Source organism: Nocardioides hankookensis (genome assembly GCF_042658885.1).
Taxonomy (GTDB): domain Bacteria; phylum Actinomycetota; class Actinomycetes; order Propionibacteriales; family Nocardioidaceae; genus Nocardioides; species Nocardioides hankookensis.
Genome location: NZ_JBHSRJ010000002.1, coordinates 298,856 through 323,627, shown reverse-complemented (window position 1 = coordinate 323,627; position 24,772 = coordinate 298,856). Strand labels below are relative to the sequence as shown.

Genomic DNA, 24,772 nt, shown 5'->3' with positions numbered 1-24,772 from the left:
GGGTCTGCCGCTCGAGCGACGAACGAGGAGTCATCCATGTCCACGAACGAACCCCCTCCCGAGCAGCCCGCACCGCCGCCCTCGGGCGAGTACGGCGAGGCTCCCCCGCCGCCTCCGCCGCCGCCGCCGACCGGCGGCTACGGGCAGGTGCCCCCGCCTCCCCCGCCGGCACCTCCGGGCGGCAGCGGCGGCTACAGCGTCGGCAACGCCTTCTCCTACGGCTGGACGAAGTTCACCCAGAACGTCGGGCAGATCCTGATCGCGGTCCTGGTGCTCGTCGGGGTCCTCATCGTCATCCAGGCCATCGGGTTCTTCCTCGGCCGCGCGGCGGCCTGCGACCCCTCGTTCACCTACAACTCGTCCACCGGCGAGTCGCACCTGGAGACCTGCAACGGCGGGATCTTCGTCGTCCAGAACATCATCAGCTGGACCTTCAGCCTCATCTCCTGGGTCATCTCGATGATCATCGGCGCCGGCATCGTGCGGGCCGCGCTCGACATCACCGAGGGCAAGGAGCTCAACCCGAAGACGATCCTCACGCCGACCAAGCTCGGCGAGGTGATCGTCGCGTCGCTGCTGATCGGCGTCGCGACGTTCGTCGGCTTCATCCTCTGCGTGATCCCGGGCCTGCTGGTCATGTTCTTCACGTCGTACACGCTCTACTTCCTGATGGACAAGCAGGAGCTCGGGGCGATCGACGCGATCCGTGCCAGCTTCGAGTTCACGAAGAACAACGCCGGCAACGTCATCCTGTGGTTCCTGCTCAGCGTCGTGGCGTGGCTCGTCGGTGCGTGCCTGTGCGGGATCGGCCTGATCGTGGCCGTTCCCGTGGTGCTCATCGGCACGGCGTACACGTACAAGACGCTCAGCGGCGAACCGGTCGCCGCCTGACGTGGGGCTGCTGACGCCGCTGGCGATCAGGATCGGCGCCATCCCCTGGATGCCGAAGCTGCTGCCGCAGATCGTCTGGACCGATCGCGGGCTGCAGCGCCTGACGAGGGGACGGATCTCCGTCCTCGACGTCGCCGGGTTGCCGAACCTGGTCCTCACGGTCGTCGGCCGCAAGAGCGGGGTGCCTCGCAGCACCCCGCTCCTGTGCGTGCCCGACCAGGGCACCTGGCTGATCGCGGGCTCCTACTTCGGGGGGCCCGACATGCCCGTCTGGGTGGGCAACCTGCGTGCGGCCGGCGAGGCCCAGATCGCGTACGACGGGCAGCGGGTGCCGGTCGTGGCCGCCGAGCTGGCTGACGACGACCGGGCCGCGGCCTGGCAGGTGATGCTGCGGACCTGGCCCAACTTCGCGAAGTACGAGGAGCGCACCGACCGGCTGATCCCGGTCTTCCGGCTCACGCGCCGTTAGCGGTGGCGATCGGCTGGTGGGCCCGAGCAGCTGATTCGGCCCCGCGCCGCCGTACTCCTGGGGCACTTCGCCAACTTCTGGGGCTTTGCAAAGGCCCAGAAGTTCAGGGATACCCGGTTAACCGGGTATCCCTGGGACGGACGGCAGCACGCCTCAGCTGTTCGAGAACACCGCCGGGTCGTCGGGTCCTCGTCCGGCCCAAGTCCACGCGTACGCCGGGTCCTCGACGGCCAGCCCGCCCTCGCCGAGGTCGAGCGGGGCGAAGGTGTCGACCATGACGGCCGACTCGTCGAAGTAGTCGACCCCCAGGGACGCCTCGATCGCGGACGGCTGCGGGCCGTGCGCGTAGCCGCCGGGGTGCAGCGAGATCGAGCCGAGCCCGATGCCCGAGCCCTTGCGGGCCTCGTAGTCGCCGCCGACGTAGAACATCACCTCGTCGCTGTCGACGTTGGAGTGGTAGTAGGGCACCGGGATCGACAGCGGGTGGTAGTCGACCTTGCGCGGCAGGAAGTTGCAGACCACGAAGTTGTGGCCCTCGAAGACCTGGTGCACCGGCGGCGGCTGGTGCACCTTGCCGGTGATCGGCATGTAGTCCTCGATGTTGAACGTGTACGGGTAGAGGCAGCCGTCCCAGCCGACCACGTCGAAGGGGTGCGTCGCGTAGGTCATCCGGGTGCCCACGATCCCGGCGCTGGTGCGGTGCTTGACGAGCACCTCGACGTCCGCGCCCTCCTGGAGGAAGGGCTCGGACGGGCCGTGCAGGTCGCGCTCGCAGTACGGCGCGTGCTCGAGCAGCTGGCCGTAGCGGGACAGGTAGCGCTTCGGCGGCGCGACGTGGCTGTTCGCCTCGATCGCGTAGAGCTGGCTCGGCTCCGCCGGCACCCACCGGTGGGTCGTCGCGCGCGGCACGATCACGTAGTCGCCGGTGCGGTAGGCGACGACGCCGAACACGGTCTCGACGACGCCGGACCCGGCCTCGACGTACACGCACTCGTCACCGATGGCGTTGCGGTAGTACGGCGACGGCTCGGTGCCGGTGACGACGTACGAGATGCGCACGTCGTTGTTGCCCAGCACGAGCCGCCGGTCCTGCACGGCGTCGGGGTTTCGAGACAGGCGCTGCGCGCCTTCCTCAACCACCGGAAACAAGGAGTGCAGCTTGAGGTGACGCGGCTTGAGCGGGTGGTTGGGGGTCCGGCTCTGGTCCGGCAGCTCCCAGACCTCGCTCGCGACGATCGCCGACGGCACCCCGCGGTGGTAGAGCAGCGAGGAGTCGGAGGAGAAGCCCTCCTCGCCCATCAGCTCCTCGTAGTAGAGGTGCCCGTCGGGGTCGCGGTGCTGGGTGTGCCGCTTCGGCGGCACCGAGCCGAGGCATCGGTAGTGGGCCATGACGTCGTCTCCATTAGTCCGATAATCGAACACATCTGTCCGATATCTGATCTCTGGCTAGAGTAGCCAGCGTGTCAACGGAACCACTCCCAGCGACCTGGCGCGGCCTCGTCGACGACGCCGCCATCTTCCCCCCGGGCGACGCGCCCCTGCACCAGGCGTCAGCCGCGCACGCCGAACGCCGGCACGCGCCGTACGCCGACCTGGTCGGCACCTTCGTCGCCCGCGACACCGACATCCCGCTGCTGCGCGGCACTCCCCTGGCCCTCTCGGTCGTCGTGACCGGCGGCGCCGGACAGGTCGCCGGCGCGGCCGGTCTGGGTCGCAAGCTGCACGTCGCGATCGAGGGCCTCGAGATCGCGCTGCGCGACCCGGCCGACCCGGTGGGTGCCGCACGCCGGGTCGTCGCCGCCGTCGACGCGGCCCGGGCGGAGGGCGTCCTGGACGACCACGTCCCCGTCTTCGTCGAGATCCCCGCCTCGTGCCCGGAGCCGCTCTGGCTCGCGGCCGCCGACGAGGTGGCCGCGGCCGAGCACCGGCTCAAGCTCCGCACCGGCGGGCTGGAGGCGCACGCGTTCCCGCCCGCGACCACGCTGGCCGGCTGGATCGACGCGGCCCTGGACCGCGAGACGCCGTTCAAGTGCACGGCCGGCCTGCACCGCGCGGTCCGTCACACCGGCGAGGACGGCTTCGACCACCACGGCTTCCTCAACGTCCTGGTCGCCACCCGGCAGGCCTTCGACGGCAGCAGCCCTGACGAGGTCGCGGGCGTCCTCGACGAGCGCGAGCCCGCCGTGCTGGTGGAGTCGGCGCGCGACCTCGACCTCGCCGGCGCCCGCCGGTGGTTCACGTCGTTCGGCTCGTGCTCGGTCAGCGAGCCGCTCGATGACCTGCTCCAGCTGGGCCTGGTCGGATGAGCGGCTTCGGTCTCGACCACCTCCCGTACGGCGTCTTCTCGTACCTCGGCGACGCACCGCGCGTCGGCGTCCGGTTCGGCGACGCCGTCCTCGACCTCGCCGCCGCGACCGGTCGGCCGGAGCTGGCGACCTCCTCGCTGAACGCCTTCCTGGCACTCGGGCCCGAGGTCTGGAGCGAGACGCGCGCGCAGGCCCGCAGGCTGCTCGAGGACGGGACGCAGACGATCCCCCTGGCCGACGTGGTGCTGCACCTGCCGGTCGAGGTGGCCGACTACGTCGACTTCTACGCCTCCGAGCACCACGCGACCAACGTCGGCAGGATCTTCCGGCCCGACGGCGACGCGCTGCTGCCGAACTGGAAGCACCTGCCCGTCGGCTACCACGGCCGCGCCGGCACCGTCGTCCCGTCAGGCACCCCGGTCGTGCGACCGAGCGGCCAGCGGAACGGCGGCACCTTCGGCGCGTCGACCCGCCTCGACATCGAGGCCGAGCTCGGCTTCGTCGTCGGCGTCGGATCACGGCTCGGGACACCGGTGCCGTACGACTCGTTCGCCGACCACGTGTTCGGCATCGTCGGCCTCAACGACTGGTCGGCGCGCGACATCCAGGCCTGGGAGTACGTGCCGCTCGGACCGTTCCTCGGCAAGTCCTTCGCGACGTCCATCTCGCACTGGGTGACTCCGCTCGAGGCCCTGGACGTGGCCTGGGTGGACCTGCCCGGCCAGGACCCGGAACCGTTGGCCTACCTGGGTCCTGGCGCCACCCGAGGTCTCGACATCGAGGTGGAGATCGAGGTCGGCGGCGAGGTCGTCAGCCGACCGTCGTACCGCGACATGTACTGGTCGCCGGCCCAGATGCTCGCGCACCTCACGGTCAACGGCGCCTCGCTGCGCACCGGCGACCTCTACGGCTCCGGGACCATCAGCGGGCCTGCCGAGGACCAGCGCGGGTCGCTGCTGGAGATCGGCTGGGGCGACGAGTCGGCGTTCCTCTCCGACGGCGACGAGGTGGTGCTCCGCTACTCGGCGCCCGGCACCGGTGGTGGTCGGATCACCCTCGGTGAGGTCGTCGGACGGATCGAGCCCGCCCGGGAATGACGCAGCCGCAGCGGGGAAGACCGGAACCATGAGCGATCGGACCAACGCCGGCAACCTGGTCGGTGTCCTGGCGATCGGTGGCATCGTCGCCATCGGCCTCGGCACGTTCGTGGCCACTGTCGAGTGGCCCCACGACTCGGTCTACAACGGCGACGACGACGGCAGTGCCGCACTCGCCTACCTCGGGCTGGTGATCGCCGGGATCGGGCAGCTGGCGCTCTTCGCGGCCGTCGTCGCGTGGGCGGTGACCATCGGCATCCGCTGGTCCGGTCTGCGCGAGGACATCCAGTACTCGATCACGCGTGCGGGCGAGCGGACCGGCATCGAGCCGCTCGGACCGGTCAGCGACGTCAGCTACCTCGACGAGGACAACCGCTAATCCGGTTGTGGGCGCCGGTCCGCGGCGGTTTGCTGAGGACATGACGGACCTGCGCGTGGGCCTGGCCTCGGACGCCGACCGGTATCTCGCGACCGACCAGACGGTGTGGTTCGCGGAGGTGCTGTCAGCCTCGACCGAGGAGCAGCTGCTCGGGCTGCCCGTCGACCAGCGCTTCGCCGTCGACGTCGACGGCGCCGACCCGGCGACGTACCCGGGCATCTACGGCGTCTTCCCGATGACGCTCGCGATCCCCGGCGCGGCGGACGCGCCCCGCCAGGTGCCGTGCGCCGGGCTGACCTGGGTCGGCGTACACCCGGACCACCGCCGGAAGGGCATCCTGACCACGATGCTGCGCCACCACTTCGAGGAGGTGCACGCGGCGCCCGGCACGCACGTCTCGGCGCTGCACGCGAGCGAGCCGGCGATCTACGGGCGGCACGGCTACGGCCTGGCCTCCCACGAGCTCGTCGTCACCCTGTCGCGGGGCGCGACGCTCACCGCGCCGGACCTGGAGGACGCGGCGGGCACGATCACCACGCAGATGGCCACTGCGACCGACCCGGGCGTGCCGGCCCGGCTGCGCGAGTGCCACCTCGCTGTCGCCGAGCTGGGCTCGGTCGTCGGCGAGCAGGCGTACTACGAACGCGTCTGCCAGCAGCTCCCCGAGAACCTCCGCGGCAAGGAGCCGTGGCGGGTGCTCTTCGCCCGGCGCGACGGCGTCGACGTCGGGTTCGCGGCCTTCCGCCGCAACGAGAAGTGGGAGCACGCCCGCCCCAGCAGCACGCTCGACGCCTGGGCCGTCGTCGGAGAACCCGCGACGCGACTGGCGCTGCTGCGACGCCTCCTCGACTTCGACCTCGTCTCGACCGTCAAGGTCGGGACCGTCGGTGCCGACGACCCGCTCGTGCTGTGGGCCGGCGGCCCGCGCGCCACCGGCGGCATCGAGACCTACGACAGTCTCTGGATCCGGCTCGTGGACCTGCCCGAGGCGCTGATGGACCGCGCCTGGAGCGCACCGTGCGACGTCGTCGTCGACGTGGTGGACCGCGCCGCACCCTGGAACGAGGGCCGCTGGCGGATCCGTGCCGACGACACCGGCGCCGCGACGGTGGAGCGGTCCGAGGCCGACGCCGACGTACGGCTCCCGGTGGCGGCGCTGGGCTCCGGCTACCTGGGCGGCGCCAACCTGCTCGGCCTCGCCCGGGCGGGCCTGGTCACCGAGCAGCGTCGTGGCGCGGCCCGCGAGCTCTGGCACGCGCTGCGCGCGGACGTCACTCCGGTGGCCGCCGTCGGCTTCTGAGCCGGGCGTTCAGTCGATCGGTCGCTTCGAGACGAGGTGACCGAAGGCCACCAGGCGCTCGTCGGTGTGGAACAGCTCCGCGCAGGTGACGAGGGTCAGCAGCCGCTTCGACCCGGCAGTGGTCGAGACGGCGGTCCCGGTGTCGGGGTCGACGGGGTCCGGCGCGACGACCCAGCCGGCGTCGTCGTCGACAGTCAGCGCGTCGCCGTCGGTGTCGAGGACGTAGGTGTAGACGGCGTCCCGGGTCTCGACCAGCACCTCGTCACCGGCGTCGAGGTCCGGCATGTGGCGCAGCGGCTCGCCGTGGGTGATGCGGTGCCCGGTCATGGCGAAGTTCCCGACACCGCCCGGCGCCGGCGAGCTCTCGAAGATCCCGAAGCCCCGGGCCAGCACGTCGTCGCCCGTGCCCTCGGCGGCGGGCACGACGTAGTCGTCGCCGAAGGCCGGGATCCGGATCAGCGCCACCACGTCGGACGCCACGTCGTCGTCGTGCGAGGAGACGGAGCCCTGGCCCCAGGAGCGCTCCGTGGACTCGACGATCGAGCGCTGCTCGCGCTTCGAGACCCAGGTCGTGCCCCAGAGCTCCCAGCCGATGTAGCCGATCACGCAGAGGCCCGCGAGCATCATCGCGACACCGACCCACACCAGGGGACGCCCGCGCCGCTTCCGTGCCACCGGGCCAGTCTGCCGTGTCCCCGCCGCCCCGGTAGCGTGTCGACGTGCAGTTCGGTCAGTACCCCGCGCCCGGCCACACGGTGGCCCACCTCAGCGACCCGCACCTGCTGGCCGCCGGGGAACGCCAGTACGGCGTGATCGACACCGAGGTCGGCCTGGCCCTCGCGCTCGCGCGGATCGCCCGCCTCGACCCGCTGCCCCAGGCCCTGGTCTTCACCGGCGACCTCGCCGACAAGGCCGAGCCGGAGGCGTACGCACGCCTGCGTGAGCTCGTCGAGCCGATCGCCGCGGAGATGGGCGCCCAGGTGATCTGGGTGATGGGCAACCACGACGAGCGCGCGACGTACGCCGACGCGCTCTTCGACGAGAAGCCGGGCGAGGGCGAGGCGCGCACCCAGGACCGCGTCCACGACGTCGACGGACTGCGGATCATCTCGCTCGACACCAGCGTCCCGGGCTACCACCACGGCGAGGTCACCGACGCCCAGCTCGCGTGGCTCGCGGCCGAGCTGGCGACCCCGGCCGCGCACGGCACGCTGCTCGCGCTGCACCACCCGCCGATCCCGATCCCGATGATGCCCGCCGCCGAGGTGATCGAGCTGCTCGACCAGTCGCGCCTCGCCGAGGTGCTCGAGGGCACCGACGTGCGCTGCATCCTGGGTGGTCACTTCCACTACTCGACGTACTCGACCTTCGCCGGCATCCCGGTCTCGGTCGCCTCGGCGACCTGCTACACCTCCGACCCGGCGCCCCTGGCCCGTTTCGTCTCCGGGGTCGACGGCCACCAGGCGATGACGATGGTGCACCTCTACGAGGACCGGATCGTGCACACGGTCGTCCCGGTCGATGAGGCACCCGAGGTGAGCGGCTTCCCGTCCGACGTACGCGAGCAGGTCGAGGCACTCTCGCCCGAGGACCGACGGGAGCTGCTGTCGCGCAAGGACTCCCCGATCTACACCGGCGAGATGCAGGTCCCGGGGATGGTCTGACGGGCCATGTGGTCTGCGCTCTTCTGGGGTCTCCTCTCCTCCGCCGCGCTGTTCCTGGGCCAGGCGCTCGCGAAGCCGCTCGGCAGGTCCGAGCGCGCGATCGGCCTGATGATGGGCTTCGGCGGCGGCACCCTGCTCGCGGCCGTCGCCTACGAGCTGATCCCCGAGAGCACGCTCACGGACGGCTGGCAGATCTGCGGGTGCGCGCTGGTCGGCGCGCTCGTCTACTACGTCGGCGACCGGCTGGTCGACCAGGGCGGCGGTGCCGCGCGGGTCTCGGTCGCCACCGGCAAGGGCGAGGGCGGCTCGGGGATGGCGATGTTCCTCGGCGCCCTGCTCGACGGCATCCCGGAGGCCTTCATCCTCGGCCTCGGGCTGGCGCTGGGCGGCCAGATCAGCCTCGCGTTCCTGGCCGCGATCTTCGTCTCCAACATCCCGCAGGGCCTCGCCGGCACCACCAGCCTCCAGGAGGCGGGCACGCCGGACCGCCGGATCACCGTGATGTGGGGGCTGCTCACCGTCGCCTGCGGCCTGGCGTCGTGGCTCGGCTACCTGATGGCCGACCACCTCAACCACGTCGGCACCTACGCGAGCGCCTTCGCCGGCGGCGCCGTGCTGATGATGCTCGCCGACTCGATGATCCCGGAGTCCTACAAGCACGGCGGCCGGACCGTCGGCCTGCTGACCGTGGTCGGCTTCCTGGTCGCCGGGGTGCTGACCGTCCTCCAGTAGGACCTACGCGGTCTCCTCGGCCTCGGCCTCGGCGGCGGCCGCCGCGGCGAGGCCGAAGGGCCCGTGCAGCACCGGTCGTACGTCGCCGCGGGTGCCGACCCAGCCCACGCCCGGCTCGAGGCGCCGCAGCACCTTCGCGGGCGCGCCGCCGACGACGGTGTGGTCCTCGACGACGCCGCGGACGACGGAGCCCGCCGCCACGACGACGTTCCGCCCGATCCGGGCACCCGGCAGGATGATCGCGCCGTGCCCGATCCAGGTGCCGTCGCCGATCTCGACCGGGTCGTGGGTCCCGAACTGCTCCCCGATGGGCAGCTCCGGGTCCTGGTAGCCGTGGCTCGCGTCGGAGACGAAGATGTCCTGGCCGAACCACACGCCGTCGCCGATCACGATCGACTCGTGGGCGATGATCGTGCAGCGGGCGCCGATCACGCTGCGGTCGCCGATCACGAGGGCCCGCTCCGGCGCCCGGGTGTCGAGCACGCCGTACCCGACCGCGAGGCTGACGTGGCGCCCGACCAGGGTGTCCTCGCCGATGTGGATCGAGCGCTGCCCCATCAGGGTCGCCATCGGGTAGCCGATGCTGCTCCCCCGGCCGAGGCTGCCGAACTGCTCCGCCGCGCGCGTCCCGGGGACGATCTGGCCGACCTTGTCGAGCCAGCGCGAGGACGCCAGCACGGCGCGGTTGAGGAGTCGGTTCATCGGGCCGGTCACGACCGCGAGGCTAGCGGTTCCAGCGGACGTTGTGGCGAAGACCACGACGACCTCCCCGCGTATATGCGACAGGTCACGTCCGAATCGGGATAACGGAGCGGGTCCGGGTCGTTGATCCCCGTAGCGCCTGCGGTGGGTGATGACCCGCCGCGCGCCCTCCCTCGCCAGGACCGCGCGATCAGGTGTCGTCGTCAGGCCGCCGTACCGGCCGCCGCTGGCTCGTCAACGAAGGAGTCAGCAATGCCATCGTCCCTGTCCGTGCTGCGCCGCGCCGCGAACGCGCCCCGGTGGGTCGCCGTGGTTCTCGCGGTCACCGTCGTCGCGAGCATCGTGGTCGTCGCCGGCCACCGGCACCTCGCGCCGACCCCGGCGGCCGACGCAGCCCCGGCACCGTCCGCCCCGGCAGCCGTCGTACGCCGGGAGCCGGTCGCGTCGCGCGACCTGGACCGGACCGCCGACCGCGAGGTCGAGCAGCGTGTGCGACCGTCGATCCCGGTCGTCCGCAAGCCGATCCCCACCGTGCCCGTGGCGAGCAGCGACGCCGCCGAGACGGTCGCCGCCGCCGAGGCCTCGACGTACAACGTCCCCGGACAGTGCCTCGGCTGGGCGCGCGAGCAGGCCGACATCCCGTCGCGCTACTCGACCGCCGCCACCGCCTGGGACCACGCCACGGGCCGGCACCCGCACGACCTGACGCCTCCGAAGGGCGCGGCCGTCTACTGGACCGGCGGCAGCGCCGGCGCCGGGCACGTCGCGATCTCCGTCGGCCACGGCCGGGTGCGCTCGTCCGACGCCGGTGGCTCGGGCGTGGTCGCGACCATCTCGGTGCGCAAGCTGACCCGCGACTGGCACCTGACGTACGTCGGCTGGGCCGACTCGATCAACGGCTACCGGATCCAGGGCGTCGCCCGGACCTGAGTCGCCACTCGCCTCCCGCGCGACGCCTGACCGATTCCCGCCGACGAGACCCCGAGAAGAACTAGGATCACGCGGGGTCGCCGACGGGAGGGAACGCGATGGGACGAGAGCTGGCACTGCCGGCGGCTGCCCCCCACGAGGCGGAGTTCGGGCACGACGCCCTGATCGTGTGCGACAACGTCGTGCGGATCTACCAGACCGAGAGCGTCGAGGTGCAGGCGCTGCAGGGCCTCGACCTGCTGGTGCACCAGGGCGAGATGATCGCGCTGGTGGGCGCGTCCGGGTCCGGCAAGTCCACCCTGCTGCAGGTCCTGGCCGGGGTCGACGCACCGACGGCGGGCCGGGCGCGCGTGGCCGGCCACGACCTCGTGGACATGAGCCGCTCCGAGCGGGTCGACTACCGCCGGCACGTCGTCGGGTTCGTCCGCCAGCAGTCGGCGCGCAACCTGGTGCCCTACCTGACGGCACGCCAGGTGGTCGACCTCCCGATGACCATCGCCGGCGTACGACGCAAGGAACGTCGGGCCCGCACCGACAGCGTGCTGGAGACGCTCGGGGTCGCGGACTGCTCCGACCGCCGGCCCGATCAGATGTCGGGCGGTCAGCAGCAGCGGGTCGCGATCGCGGTGGCGCTGGCGAACCAGCCGCGCGTCCTGCTCGCCGACGAGCCGACCGGCGAGCTGGACAGCGAGAGCGCCGCGGAGGTCTTCGCCGCGCTGCGCACCGCCAACCGCGAGCTCGGCGCCACGGTCGTGGTCGTCACGCACGACGCCGCGGTCAGCGGGCAGGTGGCGCGCAGCGTCGCGATCCGCGACGGCCGGACCAGCAGCGAGACCCTGCGCAGCGAGGCGACGGGCGATGCGCCCGGTGCCTCCGAGGAGTACGCCGTCATGGACCGCGCGGGGCGGGTGCAGGTGCCGCGGGAGTTCCGGGAGGCGCTCGCCCTCACCCGCCGGGTCCGGCTCGCGCTCACGGCCGACCACGTCGAGATCCGCTCCGACGACCGCGGCGAGGAGGCATGAGCGCGACCGACGAGCCGGTCATCGAGGCGCGGGGACTCACCCGCACCTACGGGTCGGGCCCCACGACGATGCACGCCCTGCGCGAGGTCTCCTTCGACGTCCGACCCGGGGAGATGGTGGCCGTGGCCGGCCGGTCGGGCTCGGGCAAGACCACCCTGCTCAACCTGCTCGGCGGCCTCGACAAGCCCGACGGGGGCACGCTGCGGGTGGTGGGCAGCGACGTCGCCGCGCTCGACGACCAGGAGCTCAGCCGCCTGCGCCGCGAGCGGATCTCCTACGTCTTCCAGACGTTCGGGCTGATCCCGGCACTCACGGCGAGCGAGAACGTCGGCGTACCCCTGCGCATGCGACGCATGCCGGTGGTCGAGCGCGAGCAGCGGGTCGCGTTGCTGCTCGACCTCGTCGGGCTCCGCGACCACGGCGGACAACGGCCCGGGGAGCTCTCCGGCGGTCAGCAGCAGCGGGTGGCGATCGCCCGGGCGCTCGCCGGGTCACCCCGGCTGCTCCTGGCGGACGAACCGACCGGCCAGCTCGATGCCGAGACCGGCCTGGCGGTGATGGCGCTGCTGCGTGCCATCGTCGACTCGGAGGGTGTCACCGCGGTGATCGCCACCCACGACCCGACGATGATGGCGCTCGCCGACCGGGTGCTCACGATCGCTGACGGGCGGGTCGAGGGCTGAGATGACGGACCGGTGCTGACCCTGACCCTCCGGCGCGCTCGCGTGCAAGGAGGGATGCTCGCCGCCGTCGTCCTGCTGATCGCCGCGGCCGCCTGCCTCGTCGGCGTCTGCGCTCTGTTGCTGAGCGCCACCCAGGCGCGGGCCTTCCACGCCGACGTCGAGCGCGCCCAACCCGACGACGTCGACGTGACGGCGTTCCTGGTCGACCTGCCGGGCAGCGAGCTCGAGGATGCTCGGTCGCAGGCCCAGGACGTCGTGACCGACGTCCTGGCCCCGATGCGTCCGACGGTCAGCGCCAGCGCGGTGGGGGCGATGCGTCAGCTCGACGGCGACCGGGTCGCCTACCTCGGCACCGACGACGACCTGGCCGGCCGTGCCGTGCTGACCAGCGGGCGCCTGCCGGAGGACACCCGTGCGGCGCGTCCCGAGGCCGTGGTCCCCGCCTCGGCCGCCCGCCAGCTCGGCCTGCACCTCGGCGACACCGTGACGCTGGACCGCGAGCTCGGCCTGTCCGGCGTGACGAGCGTGGCGAAGCCCGTCACCATCGTGGTCGTCGGCACGTTCGACGCCCGTCCCGGCGGCGGCTGGGAGACGGACCCGCTGACGGGCCAGGGGGTCGGGACCTGGACGCACGGGTCGGCCTCGGCCGCGGCGTACGGGCCGTTCCTGGTCGGCGACGCGGCGTTCCGCTCGACCGCGTCGTACGTCACCGGGCTGCGCGTCACCGGCCACCCGACGCTGGCGCTGGCCCAGCGCTCGACCCTGGCCGACGCGTCCCAGGGTCTCGGTCGTGCCTCGGCACTGCTCACGGACGGCGTCGGCGACGACGTGCAGATCACCCGGGTGGGGTCCAACCTGACCGGCACGCTCGACCGGATCGAGGCCCAGCAGGCGACCACCCGGTCGACGGTGCTGGTGGTGGTGCTCCTCGGCGCGGCCCTCGCCTTCGCGGCCGCGCTCCTGGCCGGCTGGCTGGTCGCCTCGCGGCGCGACGACGAACGCGCCCTGCTCGTCGCCCTGGGCCTGAGCCGGCGCCAGCAGGTCACGGCCGCCCTGACGGAGGCCGGGCTGCTCGCCGCCGCGGCCGCGGCGCTGGCCGTCCCGGCCGCCGCGCTGACCCACTCCCTGCTCACCCACGCTCCCGACCTGCGGGCGGCCGGCCTCACGCAGGGGCCGACGGTCACGGTCGCGCTGGTGGCGGGCGTGCTGGTCACCAGCTTCCTGCTCGCGCTCGCCCTGGTCCTCACCGCCCTGGACACCGGCACGGCGACGGACCGCGGCGCGCGGCACCGAGCGGCGGTCCGCGGCGGTCTCGACGTCCTGGTCGCGGTCGTGGCGGTCGCGTGCTGGCTCCAGCTGCGCTCCCGGCCGGCGACGACCGGCAGCGGCGACCTCGTCCTGACGGTCGCGCCCGTGCTCTGCCTCGCGGCGGTGACGGTGCTGGCGGTCCGACTGGTGCCGATCGCGCTCGGCGCGGCCGCCCGCGTCGGCGCGCGTTCGCGCGGTCTCGTCCTGCCGCTCGCCGCCCAGCAGGCGGCCCGCCGTCCGCACACGGGCACCGCCATGGTGGCGATCGCCGCCGCGGTCGCGGCCGGGACCTTCGGGCTCGGGCTGCACACGACCTGGGAGCGGTCGCAGGACGACCAGGCCGCACTGCTCCTCGGCACCGACCTGTCCCTCGTCCCGGGGGCGACGGCCGGCCAGCGGGCGACGACGGCCGTCGAGTCCGCGACGGAACGCGGCACCCTGGGCGCGACGGTCTCCCCCGTCATCGACCGGCCGCTGACGCTCGGCAGCTACGTCGGGCAGAAGGGTGAGCCGCCGGTCCTGGTCGCCGTCGACACCACCCACGCCGGGACGCTGCTGCGCGGCCGCCTCGACGACGGCAGGTCCTGGGGGCAGATCGGCGCAGGACTGGCCCCGTCGGCTCCGGTGCAGGGCATCCCGCTGCCCGCCGACGGCGCGGGCATCGAGGCCCGCGGGCAGGCACCGTCGCGGGCGGCCCTGCGGATGACCGTGACGGCCGTCCTCCAGGACGCGGCGGGGATCCGCAGCTCCGTCGATGCCGTACCCCTGCCGATGGACGGGCGCACCCATCCCGTGTCGTGGCTCGGCCCGATCAGCTCGGAGCAGGCGCTGGTCGGCGTCCGGCTGGACCTCGACGGGCCTGGCGCTCCGACGACGGCCGACCTCTCGGTCTCCCTCCGGGTCCCGGGCCCGGCGGCGCCGGCCGGCACGGCCTGGACCGCGATGCCGCCGGGCGACAACAGCGTGCTGAGCCGGACCGACGCCACCGTCGAGCCCGACGGCAGCGGCACGGTGATCACCGCGACGGCCAACGCCGACCTCACCTACTTCGGCTACGCGAGCAACACGCTCCTCGCCACCGGCATCCCGGTCGCCCCGGACGTCCCCGTGGCCGTCTCGCAGGACCTGGTGGACGACCTCGACGCCCCGGTCGGCAGCCGGCTGACCGCGAGCCTGGACGCCACGACGGTGACGCTGCGGGTGGTCGACGTCGTGCCCGATGTCCCGTCGGCACCCGGCCGGCCGGCGGTGCTCGCCGACGGTGACCTGCTCACCCGCGCCCTGGTCGACGCCGGGGACCTCGACCCGGGCTACGACGCCTGGTGGATCGCCGACACCTCGCCCGCGAGCGTGCGGGCGGCGGAGCGGCTCGGGGTCGGCGAGGTCACGAGCAGGTCCGAGGTGGCAGCGCAGCTCGCCACCGGGCCGCTGCGCGTCGGCGTACCGACCGCCCTGCTGACCCTCGTGGTCGTCGCGACCCTGATGCTGCTCCTGAGCGTCGGCCTGCTGCTGGCCAGCGACCGGCACCGGCGTTCGGCCGAGGTCTCCCGGCTCCGGGCCCTGGGCATGTCCGCTCGCGACGCGCGGCGGCTACTCCTGGCCGAGAACGCCGCGTTCCTGCTGCCCCTGGTGGTCGTCGGCGCCCTCGTGGGCAGGGCGATGTCGGGCGTGCTGGGTCCGCTCCTGATCCGCTCCGACCTCGGCGGCGCGCCGGTCCCCCCGGCCGTGGAGGCCTGGCCGTGGGGGGCGGAGGCACTGCTGGTCGGCGGATCGGTCGTCGGCGCCCTGGCCATCGCCGCGGCCCTCACCGCCGCCCACGTCCGCCGCGCTTCTCCGGCACGCCTGCACGCCGGGGAGGCGGGATGATCCGGCGCCCACGCTGGCACCTGCCGACCATCGTCGGCCGCGTGCGCGGTGACGCCCCGCTCCTGGTGCTGACCGGTCTGGTGGTGGCGGTGACGACCCTGCTGACGGCGGCGGTGGCGCCCGTGAGCGACCGCGCCGCCGACCGCGCGATCGTCGCGGCGGTGCGCGACGCCGGGCTCGGTGGTGCTGTCGTCGCCACGCTGCCGCGCGACCCCTACGCGCCCATCGCCACGATCCGGGACCCGCACTCGCCCCGGACGCTGCGGGCGGTCATCGGCCAGGCCCAAGACGAGCTCCCGCCCGGGCTCGCCGCGATCCTGGACCCCGGGATCGCGACGGTCGCGACCCCGTCGCTGCACCTGCTGGACCGGGGCCCGGGCCGCTCCCTCCGGCTGACGTACGCCGACACCCCGGCCGGCCCACCCGCCGTGACCTACGTCGCCGGCCACGCACCCCGCTCCAGCGCGCCCGCCGGCGACGCCGACGTCACGCTGGAGCCCGACGGCGCGCCGTGGCCCGTCCAGGTCGCCGTCTCTCGGCGGGTGGCCCGGGCCCTCGGCGTCGGGCCCGGCGACCGGCTGCCCGCCGAGGACGACGACCACAACCCGGTCCGGATCCGCGTCAGCGGCGTCTACGTGCCCGCCGACCCGCAGGACCCGGTGTGGCAGCTCGCGCCGGACCTGCTCGAGCCGTCGCAGGGCGTCTCGGAGGGCCTGCAGCGGACGGCGGGGGGCGCCCTGGTCGCCTCGGCGTCGCTGCCGGACCTGCAGCTCGCCGTACGCACGGACGAGCTGGCGCAGCACGTCACCTTCCTGACCCGACCGTCCACGGTCCGCTGGCGCGACACCGGCACGATCGCGGGCGAGGTCGCCCACCTCCAGGCCGCCGACGTGACGGGGAGCGACCTGCGGTGGGACAGCGCCCTGGGTGGCGTGCTTGCCGACGGACGGGACCGGGTCGTCGCCGCCCAGGGACAGGCGCAGGTCGTCCTCGTCGGGCTGGTCGTCGCCGCCCTGCTCGTCCTCGCCCTCGCGGCGCAGCTGCTGGTCAGCCGTCGCTCGGGCCCGGTCACGGTCGCACGCGAGCGTGGCGCGTCGCTCCTCGACATCGCAGGCGAGCTCTTCGTCGAGGCGCTCCTCGTCGCGGTGACCGGCACCGCGCTCGGGCTCGTCGCCGCGAGGCTGCTGGCCGGCGGCGTGGGCTGGGCCTGGTGCGTCCCCGTCCTCGTCGTCGCGGTGCTCGCGACACCCGTGCACGGCGCTGTCGTGGCCGCCCGCTCGACCAGCGTCCGGCGAGCCCCCGCCAACCGCTCCGCGCGACGCACGCTCGACCGCGCCCGGCGGACGCGGAGGCTGGCGGTCGAGGTCACCGTGCTGGCGGCGGCGGCCCTGTGCCTCGCGGCGCTGCACCAGCGTGGCGTCACGCAGGGCAGTGGATGGGGTGGCCTGACGGCAGCGGCCGCTGCCACGGCGTGTGCCGTCGCCGGCACCCTGGTCGCCGTGCGGTTGCTGAAACCGGCGCTGCAGGTGGGCCTGCGCGCGGCCCGCCGTTCGGAGCACGGCGTCGGCCTCCTGGTCACGGCGCGGCTCAGCCAGACGGCGGCACGGGTGCTCCCGGTGCTCGCCGTCTCGGTGGCGGTCGCCCAGCTCACGTTCGGCGTCGCCCTGGCCGCGACCGAGCACCAGGGGCAGGGGGCCGGAGCTCTGCTGGCGGTGGGCGGCGACGCGCGACTGACGTCGACGACGGGCGGCGATCTCGAGGCGACGGCACGCCAGGTCGCCGCAGCGCCAGGCGTGCGGGCCGCGGTCGCCGGGCTGGTCGCGGACGACGTCAAGCTCGTCTCCCGGCGCACCGCCGCACCGGTCCGCCTGGTGGTCGTCGACGCGACGGCGTACCAACGGCTGCTCGCGAGCAGCCCGCTCCCCGACGCGCCCCAGCTGGCCGGGCTCGGCGACGGCGAGGGGACCCAGGTCCGTGCCCTGCTGCTCGGGGGCTCCCCGGACCTCCGGGACGACCCGACCGTGCGGTGGCAGGACGTCACCGTCCACCTCGACGTCGTCGGCACCGCCCCGCGCGTGGACGCCTCGATCGAGCCCGTCCTGGTCGTGGACGCGGAAGCCTTCGCCGGCGCCGGTGCGTCCGCGACGCCGAGCACGGTGTGGGCGGTCGGGCCGGGTGCGGCCGAGGCCCTGCGCGACAGCGGCGCCGGCTCCGTCACGACGTACGCCGACGAGCTGGACGTCCGCCGCGACGCTCCGCTCTCCTCCGCGTTGTTCCTGCTCGCCGCGGCGTCGTCGGTGCCGCTGCTGCTCTTCGCCGTCCACTCCGTGGTCCTCGCTGCGGCCGCCGAGGCTCCCGCCCGGGGCCAGTCCCTCGGGCGGCTGCGCGCGCTCGGCATGACCGACCGGGACCTGCGCCGAGTCCTGTCGGGCGAGGTGCTGACAACGGTCGCCGTCTCCACGCTGCTGGGCCTGGGGCTCGGTCTCGGCTGCATCGTCGCGACCTTCGGATCCCTGTCCCTGGAACGGATCACCGGTCAGACACTGACGCCGGACGTCGTCGTGCCGTGGTGGGTCACCCTCTGCGCCGGCCTCGTCGTGCTGAGCGCCCTGGGCGTGGCGCTGTGGGAGTGGCGACACCTGCAGCGGCGGGTCCTGGCCGAGCTGCTCCGCAGCTGAACCGCGGGCCGGCTGCTTGGATGGGCGGCATGGCGAACTACTCCGACTTCCAGCTCGGGCTCTACTTCGCGGGACTCGGCGGCGAGACGCCGGCGTACCCGCTCACCTTCGCCGGGCTCGAGGCCGCGGCGCAGGAGAAGATGGAGCACCGGCTGTGGGACTACGTCTCCGGCGGCGCGGGCGACGAGCACACCCAGCGGGCCAACGTCGCGGCGTTCGAGCGCTGGGGCATCCTGCCGCGGATGCTCTCCGGCGCCGCGGAGCGCGACCTGTCGGTCGACCTCTTCGGCCACACCCTGCCGGCGCCGGTCTTCATGGCGCCGATCGGCGTGCTCGGCGTGATGACGGACGACGAGCACGGTGACGTCGCGACGGCGGCTGCCGCTGCCGCGTCCGGAGTGCCGATGGTGGCGTCGACGCTGATGCAGGACCCGATGGAGGACGTCGCCGCCGCCCTCGGCGACACCCCCGGCTTCTTCCAGCTCTACACGCCCAACGACCGCGAGCTCGCCGAGAGCTTCGTACGCCGTGCCGAGGCGGCCGGCTTCCGCGGCATCGTGGTCACCCTCGACACCTGGACGCTCGGCTACCGGCCGCGCGACCTTCAGCACGCGACCTTCCCGCAGCTGCGCGGCGCCTGCCTGGCCAACTACACCTCCGACCCGGTCTTCCGCGCCAAGCTCGAGGTGCCACCCGAGGAGGACCTCGGCGCCGCCGCGATCCAGTGGGCCTTCACGTTCGGCAACCCGACGCTGACGTGGGACGACCTCGCCTGGCTCCGCGAGCTGACCGACCTGCCGCTGCTGCTCAAGGGGATCTGCCACCCCGACGACGTACGCCGGGCCAAGGACGCCGGCGTCGACGGCATCTACTGCTCCAACCACGGAGGTCGTCAGGCCGCCAGCGCACCGGCGCTCGACCTGCTGCCCGGAGTCGTCGACGCCGCCGAGGGCATGCCGGTCCTCTTCGACTCCGGCGTGCGCTCCGGCGCCGACGTGGTCAAGGCGCTCGCGCTCGGCGCCACCGCGGTCGGCATCGGCCGGCCCTACGGGTACGGCGCCGTGCTCGGCGGGACGGCCGGCATCGAGTTCGTGCTCTCGTGCCTGCTCGCCGAGGCGGACCTGACGATGGGCCTCAACGGCTACGCCAGCGTCGCCGAGCTCACCCGCGACGTGCTCGTCCGCGTCTGAGACACCCGGAAAGCGCGCTGGCCCCCGCCTGAGGCGGGGGCCAGCGTTCCCTGTGGCAGGTGAAGGATTCGAACCTTCGAAGGCAAAGCCGACGGATTTACAGTCCGCTCCCATTGGCCGCTCGGGCAACCTGCCTGGGTGTCCTCGCGAGCCGTTTGGCTCCACGACAACAAGGCGAAACAATAGCGCAGGCTCACCAGCATCAGGAAAACGCCAGAGGAGAAGACATGGCCGACTCGTCGTTCGACATCGTCAGCAAGATCGACCGCCAGGAGGTCGACAACGCGCTCGGCCAGACCGCCCGCGAGATCGCGACCCGCTTCGACTTCAAGGGCACCGGCGCCACCATCGAGTGGCAGGGCGAGCAGGCGATCGAGATCTCCGCGTCGGCCGACGACCGGGCCAACGCCGTGCTCGACGTCTTCAAGGACAAGCTGATCAAGCGTCAGCAGAGCCTCAAGATCCTGGACGCCTCCGAGCCGCGTCAGTCCGGCCAGCAGTCCAAGATCGGGATCGCGCTCAAGGAGGGCATCTCCTCGGAGGACGCCAAGAAGATCTCCAAGCTGATCCGCGACGAGGGCCCCAAGGGCGTCAAGGCGCAGATCCAGGGCGACGAGCTGCGCATCTCCTCCAAGAAGCGCGACGACCTCCAGGCCGTGCAGGCCCTGGTCAAGGGGCAGGACTACGACTTCGCGGTGCAGTTCACCAACTACCGGTGAACCGGTACGCCGCCCTGCTCCTCGCCGTCGCGCTCGCGACGGCGGGGTGCTCGGGCGGTGATGGCGGCGATCCCGCGGCGGATCGAGGCGGCGGCACGACGCGGCAGGAGCCCCGACCCTTCCGTCCGGCGACGAGCGGCGTGCCCACGGGGTTCACGTTCGCGCAGTGCTCCGACCTGCGCCGCCCGGACAGCAACACCGGGCTCGCGGTCCAGGTGAGCGTCCCGCCCGGTTACCACCCGACGTCGCGCGGCGGCGCCGGCTGCGACTTCGCCGGGCCGGGCTTCGGGCGAGACCTGGCCATCTCGGTCGGCCCGCTGGGGACGCTGAAGGCGGAGAAGGAGCGCGACGTCGACCCGTTCGAGGACGAGGGAGGCGACGACTCCGTCAGCGACATCCGCTACGCCGCCGACGTCCCGGTCTTCGACCCGCACCGCGGCGAGCGGCTGGCCTACTACTGCTACTGCGACGGCCAGGACCTCGACGTCCGCGTCGTCCAGGCCCGCGGCGTACGCCTGAGCTGGACCACCCCGCACCGCAAGGGCCCGGACGCAGCGACCTCGCGCGCCGTACGCCGGAGCGTGGGGCTGGTGCGCAGCGACCGGAGCACCTGTCGCTCGCGCGGCCGCACCGTGACCTTCCGGCCGCCGGTCCCCCAGACCGAGTCGATCGACTTCTACTCCGACCGGTGCCACCTCTACCTGCGCCCCGGCCGGGCATCGCTGCTGAGGTACGCCGAGATCGAGCTGGACCCGCCGATCACGCTCGACGAGCGTGCCGACCGGCTGCGCGCCCGCAAGAGCGTCACCGAGGTCGAGCACGAGCCGGGCTCCGACCGGCTGACCTGGCTCACGGTGCGGCGGAAGCCCGGTCCCTACCAGGCGCCGACCGGCACGTGGCGGGCCGTCACGGTCGCCACCGGCGACGCCTGGGTCACCTGGAGCGCCCGGCCGAGCCAGTGGCGGACCGAGGCCGACGACGCTCGACGCTTCGTCTCCTCGGTCCGCCCCTGATCAGCCGGCGGCCGCGCTCAGCGCCGGCATCGTCAGCGCACCCGACGCGGCGGTGACCCAGACCCGCACGCCGGTGTCGAGACCCAGCTGGCGGGCGTGCGTGCGGGTGAGCACGACGGTGACCTCGTCGCCGTCGTCGGTGAGCACCGTCGCGCGCACCTCGAAGCCGACCCGGAGCAGGCGCGAGATGGTGCCCTCGGCCGCGCCGGGCAGCTGCGGAGCGAGCGAGATGTGCACGTCGTGCGGGCGCAGCATCACGCCGTTGAGCGTGGTGATCTCGCCCAGGAAGCCCATCACGAAGTCGTTCGCCGGCTCGTCGTACAGCTGGTCGGGGGTGCCGACCTGCTCGACCCGGCCCTCGTTGATGACGACGATCTCGTCGGCGACCTCCATGGCCTCCTCCTGGTCGTGCGTCACGAAGACGGTGGTCACGTGCACCTCGTCGTGCAGGCGACGCAGCCAGTCGCGCAGCTCCTTGCGGACCTTCGCGTCGAGCGCGCCGAACGGCTCGTCGAGCAGCAGCACGGTCGGCTCGACGGCGAGCGCCCGCGCCAGCGCCATCCGCTGGCGCTGACCGCCCGAGAGCTGCGACGGCAGCCGGTGGGCGAACTGCGAGAGGTGCACCAGGCGGAGCAGCTCGTCGACCTTCGCCGCCACCTCCGCCTTCGGCCGCTTGCGGATCTCCAGGCCGAAGGCGACGTTCTTCGCCACCGTCATGTGCTTGAAGACCGCGTAGTGCTGGAAGACGAAGCCGACGTTGCGCTTCTGCGGCGGCAGCTCGGTGGCATTGGTGCCCTCGATGCTGATCGTGCCGGAGTCGGCCGAGTCGAGGCCCGCGATGATGCGCAGCAGGGTCGACTTGCCGCCACCCGACGGCCCGAGCAGGGCGGTCAGCTGGCCGGTGGGCAGGGACACGTTGACGTCGTCGAGCGCGACGAAGTCACCGAACTTCTTGTTGACGCCCTTGATCTCGATGCTCATGCACGTACTCGCTTCGCTCCGTGCGCGCATGAGGCACCTAGCACGCTGTACTGAATGGTTCGCTCACTTCGTTCGCTCATGACTCTTGCTCCTTCGGACGCAGCAGGGCGACGACGACCAGGCACAGCACCGCCATGAAGACGAGCATGAATGCCACGGAGTACGCCGTGTCCTGCTGGAAGTTCTGGTACTTCTGCTGGACGAGGACGGTGGCCACCTGGGTCTCGCCGCCGACGTTGCCGGCGACGACCTTGACGGCCCCGAACTCACCGAGGGCGCGGGCGAGGCTCAGCACCACGCCGTACACGACCGCCCACTTGATGCCGGGCAGGGTGATCCGCCGGAAGGTCTGCAGCGCGTTCGCCCCGAGGCTGCGCGCCGCCTGCTCCTGGTCGTCCCCGAGCTCCTCGAGCACCGGCACGACCTCGCGGATGACCAGGGGCAGGATCACGAAGCAGGTCGCCATGATCATGCCGGGCTTGGCGAAGATGACCTGGATCCCGTGGTCCTCCAGCCAGGGCCCGAACCAGCCGAACCGGCCGTTGTAGACGAGCACCAGCGCGAGGCCGACGACCACCGGCGACACCGACAGCGGCAGGTCGATCAGCACCGACAGCGCGCGCTTGCCGATGAACGTCTTGCGCACCAGCAGCAGGGACATCCCGACACCGAAGACAGTGTTGATGACGACCGCGATCACGGCGATCTGGGCCGTGAGCTTGAGGGCATGCACGACGTCCGGGTCGGCGAGTGCGTCCTGGATGCCGGTGAGGCCGTCGGCGAACGTGTGCTTGACGACGTACGCCGTGGGCCACGCGACCAGCATGAACAGGTAGCCGATGACCAGGAGCCGCAGCACCCACTTCACGACCGGCGACCCGTTGGCGACGGCCCGGCTCGAGCTAGCCACGTCGGGCCACCCGTCGCTGGATCACGTCGAGCGCGACGATCGCGAGGAGCGCCACGAGCAGCATGATGGTCGCGACCGCGGCAGCTGCCTCGGTGTTGCCGCCCTCGAGGAACGAGAACAGGCGCACCGAGACGACCTCGGTCTTGCGAGGCAGGTTGCCGCTGATCAGCACCAGAGCGCCGTACTCACTGATCCCTCGGGCGAAGGACAGCGCGGCACCGGCGAAGATCGCGGGCACCAGCGAGGGCAGGACCACCCGGCGGAACGTCGTGAACCGGGTCGCGCCCAGCGACGCCGCGGCGTCCTCGACGTCGGTGTCGAGCTCCTCGAGCACCGGCTGCACCGTGCGCACCACGAAGGGCAGCGTCACGAAGGCGATCGCGAGCAGGACCGCCCAACGGGTGCTGCTGACCTCGACGCCGATCGGGCTCTCCGGCCCGTAGAGCGAGAGGAGCACCAGGCCCGCGACGATCGTCGGCATCGCGAACGGGATGTCGATGATCAGGTCCAGCAGCGCCTTGCCCGGGAACCGGTCGCGGACCAGCACCCACGCGATGATGGTGCCCATCACCATGTTGATCGCGGTGATGATGAGCGAGGACACCACGGTGAGGGTGAGCGCGGCTCTGGTGTTGTCGTTGGTGAGCACGTCCGTGAACGTCGACAGGCCACCACCGGCGGCCTTGACGATGATCGCGGACAGCGGGATCAGGACCAGCAGGCTGAACCAGATCATGGAGACGCCGAGCCCGAAGGCCGACCCTCGTGTCAGGGAACTGGACGAGGCCGACCGACGCTTGCGCGTCGGCCGGCCGCCCACTGCTACGGCTGAGGCCATTACTGGCCCGATTCCGCCTGGATCTTGGTGAGGATGCCGTCGTTCTCGTCGAAGAACTTCGTGTTGGCCTCGGCCCAGCCACCGAAGTCGTTGTCGATCGTCAGCAGCTTCGCCGGGTCCGGGTAGGGGTCGCTCTCGTCGTTGGCGCCCTTGACCTCGAGGTCACCGACGTCGGTCAGCGGGCGGTAGCCCGTCTCGGCGTACAGCTTCTGGCCGTCGGCGCTCTTCTGGAAGTCGAGGAACGCCTTCGCCGAGTCCGAGGCGTCCGTCGTCAGGGCGCACGGGTTCTCGATGAGCAGCGTCGAGTCGGGGATGACGTAGTCGAAGTCGGTGCCGCTCTGGCGGGCCAGGATGGCCTCGTTCTCGTAGGAGAGGAGGACGTCGCCGGTGCCGCTGGTGAAGGCGGTGGTCGCGTCGCGGCCCGAGTCGGGCAGCGCGACGACGTTGTCGAAGAAGCTCTTCATGTAGGTCTCGGCCTCGGCCTCGGTGCCACCGTCGCCGATGACGGAGCCGTACGCCGCGAGCAGGTTCCACTTCGCGGAACCGGAGGAGGCGGGGTTGGGGGTGACGATGCCGACACCGGGCTTGGCCAGGTCGTCCCAGCTGTCGATGCCCTTCGGGTTACCGGACTTGACGACCATGACCACGACGGAGGTCGTGCAGATGCCCTTGGTCTCGTTGTCCTTCCAGTCCTTCGCGACGATGCCCTCGTCGACCAGGCGGGTCACGTCGGGCTCCAGCGACAGGTGCACCTCGTCGGCCTTCTGGCCGGCGACGACGGCGCGGCTCTGGTCGCCCGAGGCGCCGTACGAGCCCTTGATGTCGACGTCCTTGCCGGCGTCGGTGTCGTTGAAGGCGTCGATGACTCCCTCATTGGCCTGCTGGAGAACGGAGTAACCAACGACGTTGACGGTGTCGCCACTGTCGCCGGACGAGTCACTGGAGCACCCCGTCAAGGCCAGCACCCCGGCGGCCGACAGGGCCACCGCAACCTTGATCGTCTTGTTCATCGCCTTCTCTTTCCTGACCCCGCACCCGGGACCATTTTTAGTCAATGACGAGCAGAGTAGTGAACTTAGTCAAAGTAACTGGCA

The 24,772-nt window shown here is 72.5% G+C and carries 23 protein-coding genes and 1 tRNA gene; 16 read left to right on the top strand and 8 right to left on the bottom strand.

Annotated features, from left to right (window positions below):
- Positions 1-36: 36 nt before the first annotated feature.
- Together ACFPYL_RS04455 and ACFPYL_RS04450 are read left to right on the top strand one after the other, a co-directional pair.
- A complete protein-coding gene (locus ACFPYL_RS04455; RefSeq protein WP_379150784.1) occupies positions 37-891 on the top strand; it encodes a hypothetical protein in 855 nt (284 codons plus the stop codon).
- 1 nt (position 892) lies between these two features.
- Positions 893-1,360, top strand: a complete 468-nt coding sequence (locus ACFPYL_RS04450) for a nitroreductase family deazaflavin-dependent oxidoreductase (RefSeq protein ID WP_379150781.1) — start codon at positions 893-895, stop codon at positions 1,358-1,360.
- Positions 1,361-1,513: 153 nt separating this feature from the next.
- Here ACFPYL_RS04450 and ACFPYL_RS04445 read toward each other — a convergent pair whose 3' ends face one another.
- Positions 1,514-2,749: a homogentisate 1,2-dioxygenase gene (locus ACFPYL_RS04445; RefSeq protein WP_379150779.1), complete on the bottom strand. Its 1,236-nt coding sequence runs from the start codon at positions 2,747-2,749 to the stop codon at positions 1,514-1,516.
- 71 nt (positions 2,750-2,820) lie between these two features.
- Here ACFPYL_RS04445 and ACFPYL_RS04440 point away from each other — a divergent pair, with 71 nt between their 5' ends.
- The 4 genes from ACFPYL_RS04440 to ACFPYL_RS04425 are packed head-to-tail and all read left to right on the top strand — an operon-like array spanning position 2,821 to position 6,442.
- Positions 2,821-3,666: a hypothetical protein gene (locus tag ACFPYL_RS04440; RefSeq protein ID WP_379150776.1), complete on the top strand. Its 846-nt coding sequence runs from the start codon at positions 2,821-2,823 to the stop codon at positions 3,664-3,666.
- Entirely contained in the window at positions 3,663-4,763 is a 1,101-nt protein-coding gene (locus ACFPYL_RS04435) for a fumarylacetoacetate hydrolase family protein (RefSeq protein ID WP_379150773.1), read from the top strand. The genes ACFPYL_RS04440 and ACFPYL_RS04435 overlap by 4 nt, the downstream gene beginning before the upstream one ends.
- 28 nt (positions 4,764-4,791) lie before the next feature.
- On the top strand, positions 4,792-5,142 hold the full coding sequence (locus tag ACFPYL_RS04430) for a hypothetical protein (RefSeq protein WP_379150771.1): 351 nt from the start codon (positions 4,792-4,794) through the stop codon (positions 5,140-5,142).
- 40 nt (positions 5,143-5,182) lie between these two features.
- Positions 5,183-6,442: a GNAT family N-acetyltransferase gene (locus ACFPYL_RS04425; protein ID WP_379150768.1), complete on the top strand. Its 1,260-nt coding sequence runs from the start codon at positions 5,183-5,185 to the stop codon at positions 6,440-6,442.
- A gap of 9 nt (positions 6,443-6,451) precedes the next feature.
- Here ACFPYL_RS04425 and ACFPYL_RS04420 read toward each other — a convergent pair whose 3' ends face one another.
- Positions 6,452-7,117: a class E sortase gene (locus ACFPYL_RS04420; protein ID WP_379150765.1), complete on the bottom strand. Its 666-nt coding sequence runs from the start codon at positions 7,115-7,117 to the stop codon at positions 6,452-6,454.
- Between the two features lie 44 nt (positions 7,118-7,161).
- On the opposite strand from ACFPYL_RS04420, the gene ACFPYL_RS04415 reads away from it, so the two are divergent.
- Positions 7,162-8,106, top strand: a complete 945-nt coding sequence (locus ACFPYL_RS04415) for a metallophosphoesterase (RefSeq protein WP_379150762.1) — start codon at positions 7,162-7,164, stop codon at positions 8,104-8,106.
- Positions 8,107-8,112: 6 nt separating this feature from the next.
- The gene (locus ACFPYL_RS04410; protein WP_379150759.1) at positions 8,113-8,838 is read left to right on the top strand and encodes a ZIP family metal transporter; all 726 of its coding nucleotides are present in this window, start codon (positions 8,113-8,115) and stop codon (positions 8,836-8,838) included.
- A 3-nt stretch (positions 8,839-8,841) separates the two neighbouring features.
- Here ACFPYL_RS04410 and ACFPYL_RS04405 read toward each other — a convergent pair whose 3' ends face one another.
- Positions 8,842-9,552: an acyltransferase gene (locus tag ACFPYL_RS04405; RefSeq protein ID WP_379150756.1), complete on the bottom strand. Its 711-nt coding sequence runs from the start codon at positions 9,550-9,552 to the stop codon at positions 8,842-8,844.
- A 240-nt stretch (positions 9,553-9,792) separates the two neighbouring features.
- On the opposite strand from ACFPYL_RS04405, the gene ACFPYL_RS04400 reads away from it, so the two are divergent.
- From ACFPYL_RS04400 to ACFPYL_RS04375, 6 genes are all read left to right on the top strand, one after another.
- Positions 9,793-10,470: a hypothetical protein gene (locus ACFPYL_RS04400; protein ID WP_379150753.1), complete on the top strand. Its 678-nt coding sequence runs from the start codon at positions 9,793-9,795 to the stop codon at positions 10,468-10,470.
- A gap of 98 nt (positions 10,471-10,568) precedes the next feature.
- A complete protein-coding gene (locus ACFPYL_RS04395; protein WP_379150750.1) occupies positions 10,569-11,492 on the top strand; it encodes an ATP-binding cassette domain-containing protein in 924 nt (307 codons plus the stop codon).
- Positions 11,489-12,175 carry an ABC transporter ATP-binding protein gene (locus tag ACFPYL_RS04390; protein ID WP_379150747.1) on the top strand — a complete coding sequence of 229 codons (687 nt, stop codon included), beginning with the start codon at positions 11,489-11,491 and terminating at the stop codon, positions 12,173-12,175. The genes ACFPYL_RS04395 and ACFPYL_RS04390 overlap by 4 nt, the downstream gene beginning before the upstream one ends.
- Before the next feature lie 12 nt (positions 12,176-12,187).
- Positions 12,188-15,349 carry an FtsX-like permease family protein gene (locus ACFPYL_RS04385; RefSeq protein ID WP_379150744.1) on the top strand — a complete coding sequence of 1,054 codons (3,162 nt, stop codon included), beginning with the start codon at positions 12,188-12,190 and terminating at the stop codon, positions 15,347-15,349.
- On the top strand, positions 15,346-18,027 hold the full coding sequence (locus tag ACFPYL_RS04380) for an FtsX-like permease family protein (RefSeq protein ID WP_379150741.1): 2,682 nt from the start codon (positions 15,346-15,348) through the stop codon (positions 18,025-18,027). Before ACFPYL_RS04385 ends, ACFPYL_RS04380 begins: the two co-directional genes overlap by 4 nt.
- Before the next feature lie 29 nt (positions 18,028-18,056).
- Complete coding sequence (locus tag ACFPYL_RS04375) at positions 18,057-19,217, top strand: alpha-hydroxy-acid oxidizing protein (RefSeq protein WP_379150738.1); 1,161 nt, start codon at positions 18,057-18,059, stop codon at positions 19,215-19,217.
- A gap of 53 nt (positions 19,218-19,270) precedes the next feature.
- On the opposite strand, the gene ACFPYL_RS04370 is transcribed toward ACFPYL_RS04375, so the two are convergent.
- Positions 19,271-19,352, bottom strand: a tRNA-Tyr gene (locus tag ACFPYL_RS04370).
- 92 nt (positions 19,353-19,444) lie between these two features.
- Here ACFPYL_RS04370 and ACFPYL_RS04365 point away from each other — a divergent pair.
- Positions 19,445-19,936, top strand: a complete 492-nt coding sequence (locus ACFPYL_RS04365; protein WP_379150735.1) for a YajQ family cyclic di-GMP-binding protein — start codon at positions 19,445-19,447, stop codon at positions 19,934-19,936.
- Positions 19,933-20,949: a hypothetical protein gene (locus ACFPYL_RS04360; protein ID WP_379150732.1), complete on the top strand. Its 1,017-nt coding sequence runs from the start codon at positions 19,933-19,935 to the stop codon at positions 20,947-20,949. The genes ACFPYL_RS04365 and ACFPYL_RS04360 overlap by 4 nt, the downstream gene beginning before the upstream one ends.
- On the opposite strand, the gene ACFPYL_RS04355 is transcribed toward ACFPYL_RS04360, so the two are convergent.
- The 4 genes from ACFPYL_RS04355 to ACFPYL_RS04340 form a co-directional block, all read right to left on the bottom strand.
- Positions 20,950-21,930, bottom strand: a complete 981-nt coding sequence (locus ACFPYL_RS04355; RefSeq protein WP_379150729.1) for a sulfate/molybdate ABC transporter ATP-binding protein — start codon at positions 21,928-21,930, stop codon at positions 20,950-20,952.
- Positions 21,931-22,006: 76 nt separating this feature from the next.
- Positions 22,007-22,840: a sulfate ABC transporter permease gene (locus ACFPYL_RS04350; protein ID WP_379150727.1), complete on the bottom strand. Its 834-nt coding sequence runs from the start codon at positions 22,838-22,840 to the stop codon at positions 22,007-22,009.
- Positions 22,833-23,678, bottom strand: a complete 846-nt coding sequence (gene cysT, locus ACFPYL_RS04345) for a sulfate ABC transporter permease subunit CysT (protein ID WP_379150725.1) — start codon at positions 23,676-23,678, stop codon at positions 22,833-22,835. Before cysT ends, ACFPYL_RS04350 begins: the two co-directional genes overlap by 8 nt.
- A complete protein-coding gene (locus ACFPYL_RS04340; RefSeq protein ID WP_379150722.1) occupies positions 23,678-24,688 on the bottom strand; it encodes a sulfate ABC transporter substrate-binding protein in 1,011 nt (336 codons plus the stop codon). Before ACFPYL_RS04340 ends, cysT begins: the two co-directional genes overlap by 1 nt.
- Between the last annotated feature and the right edge of the window lie 84 nt (positions 24,689-24,772).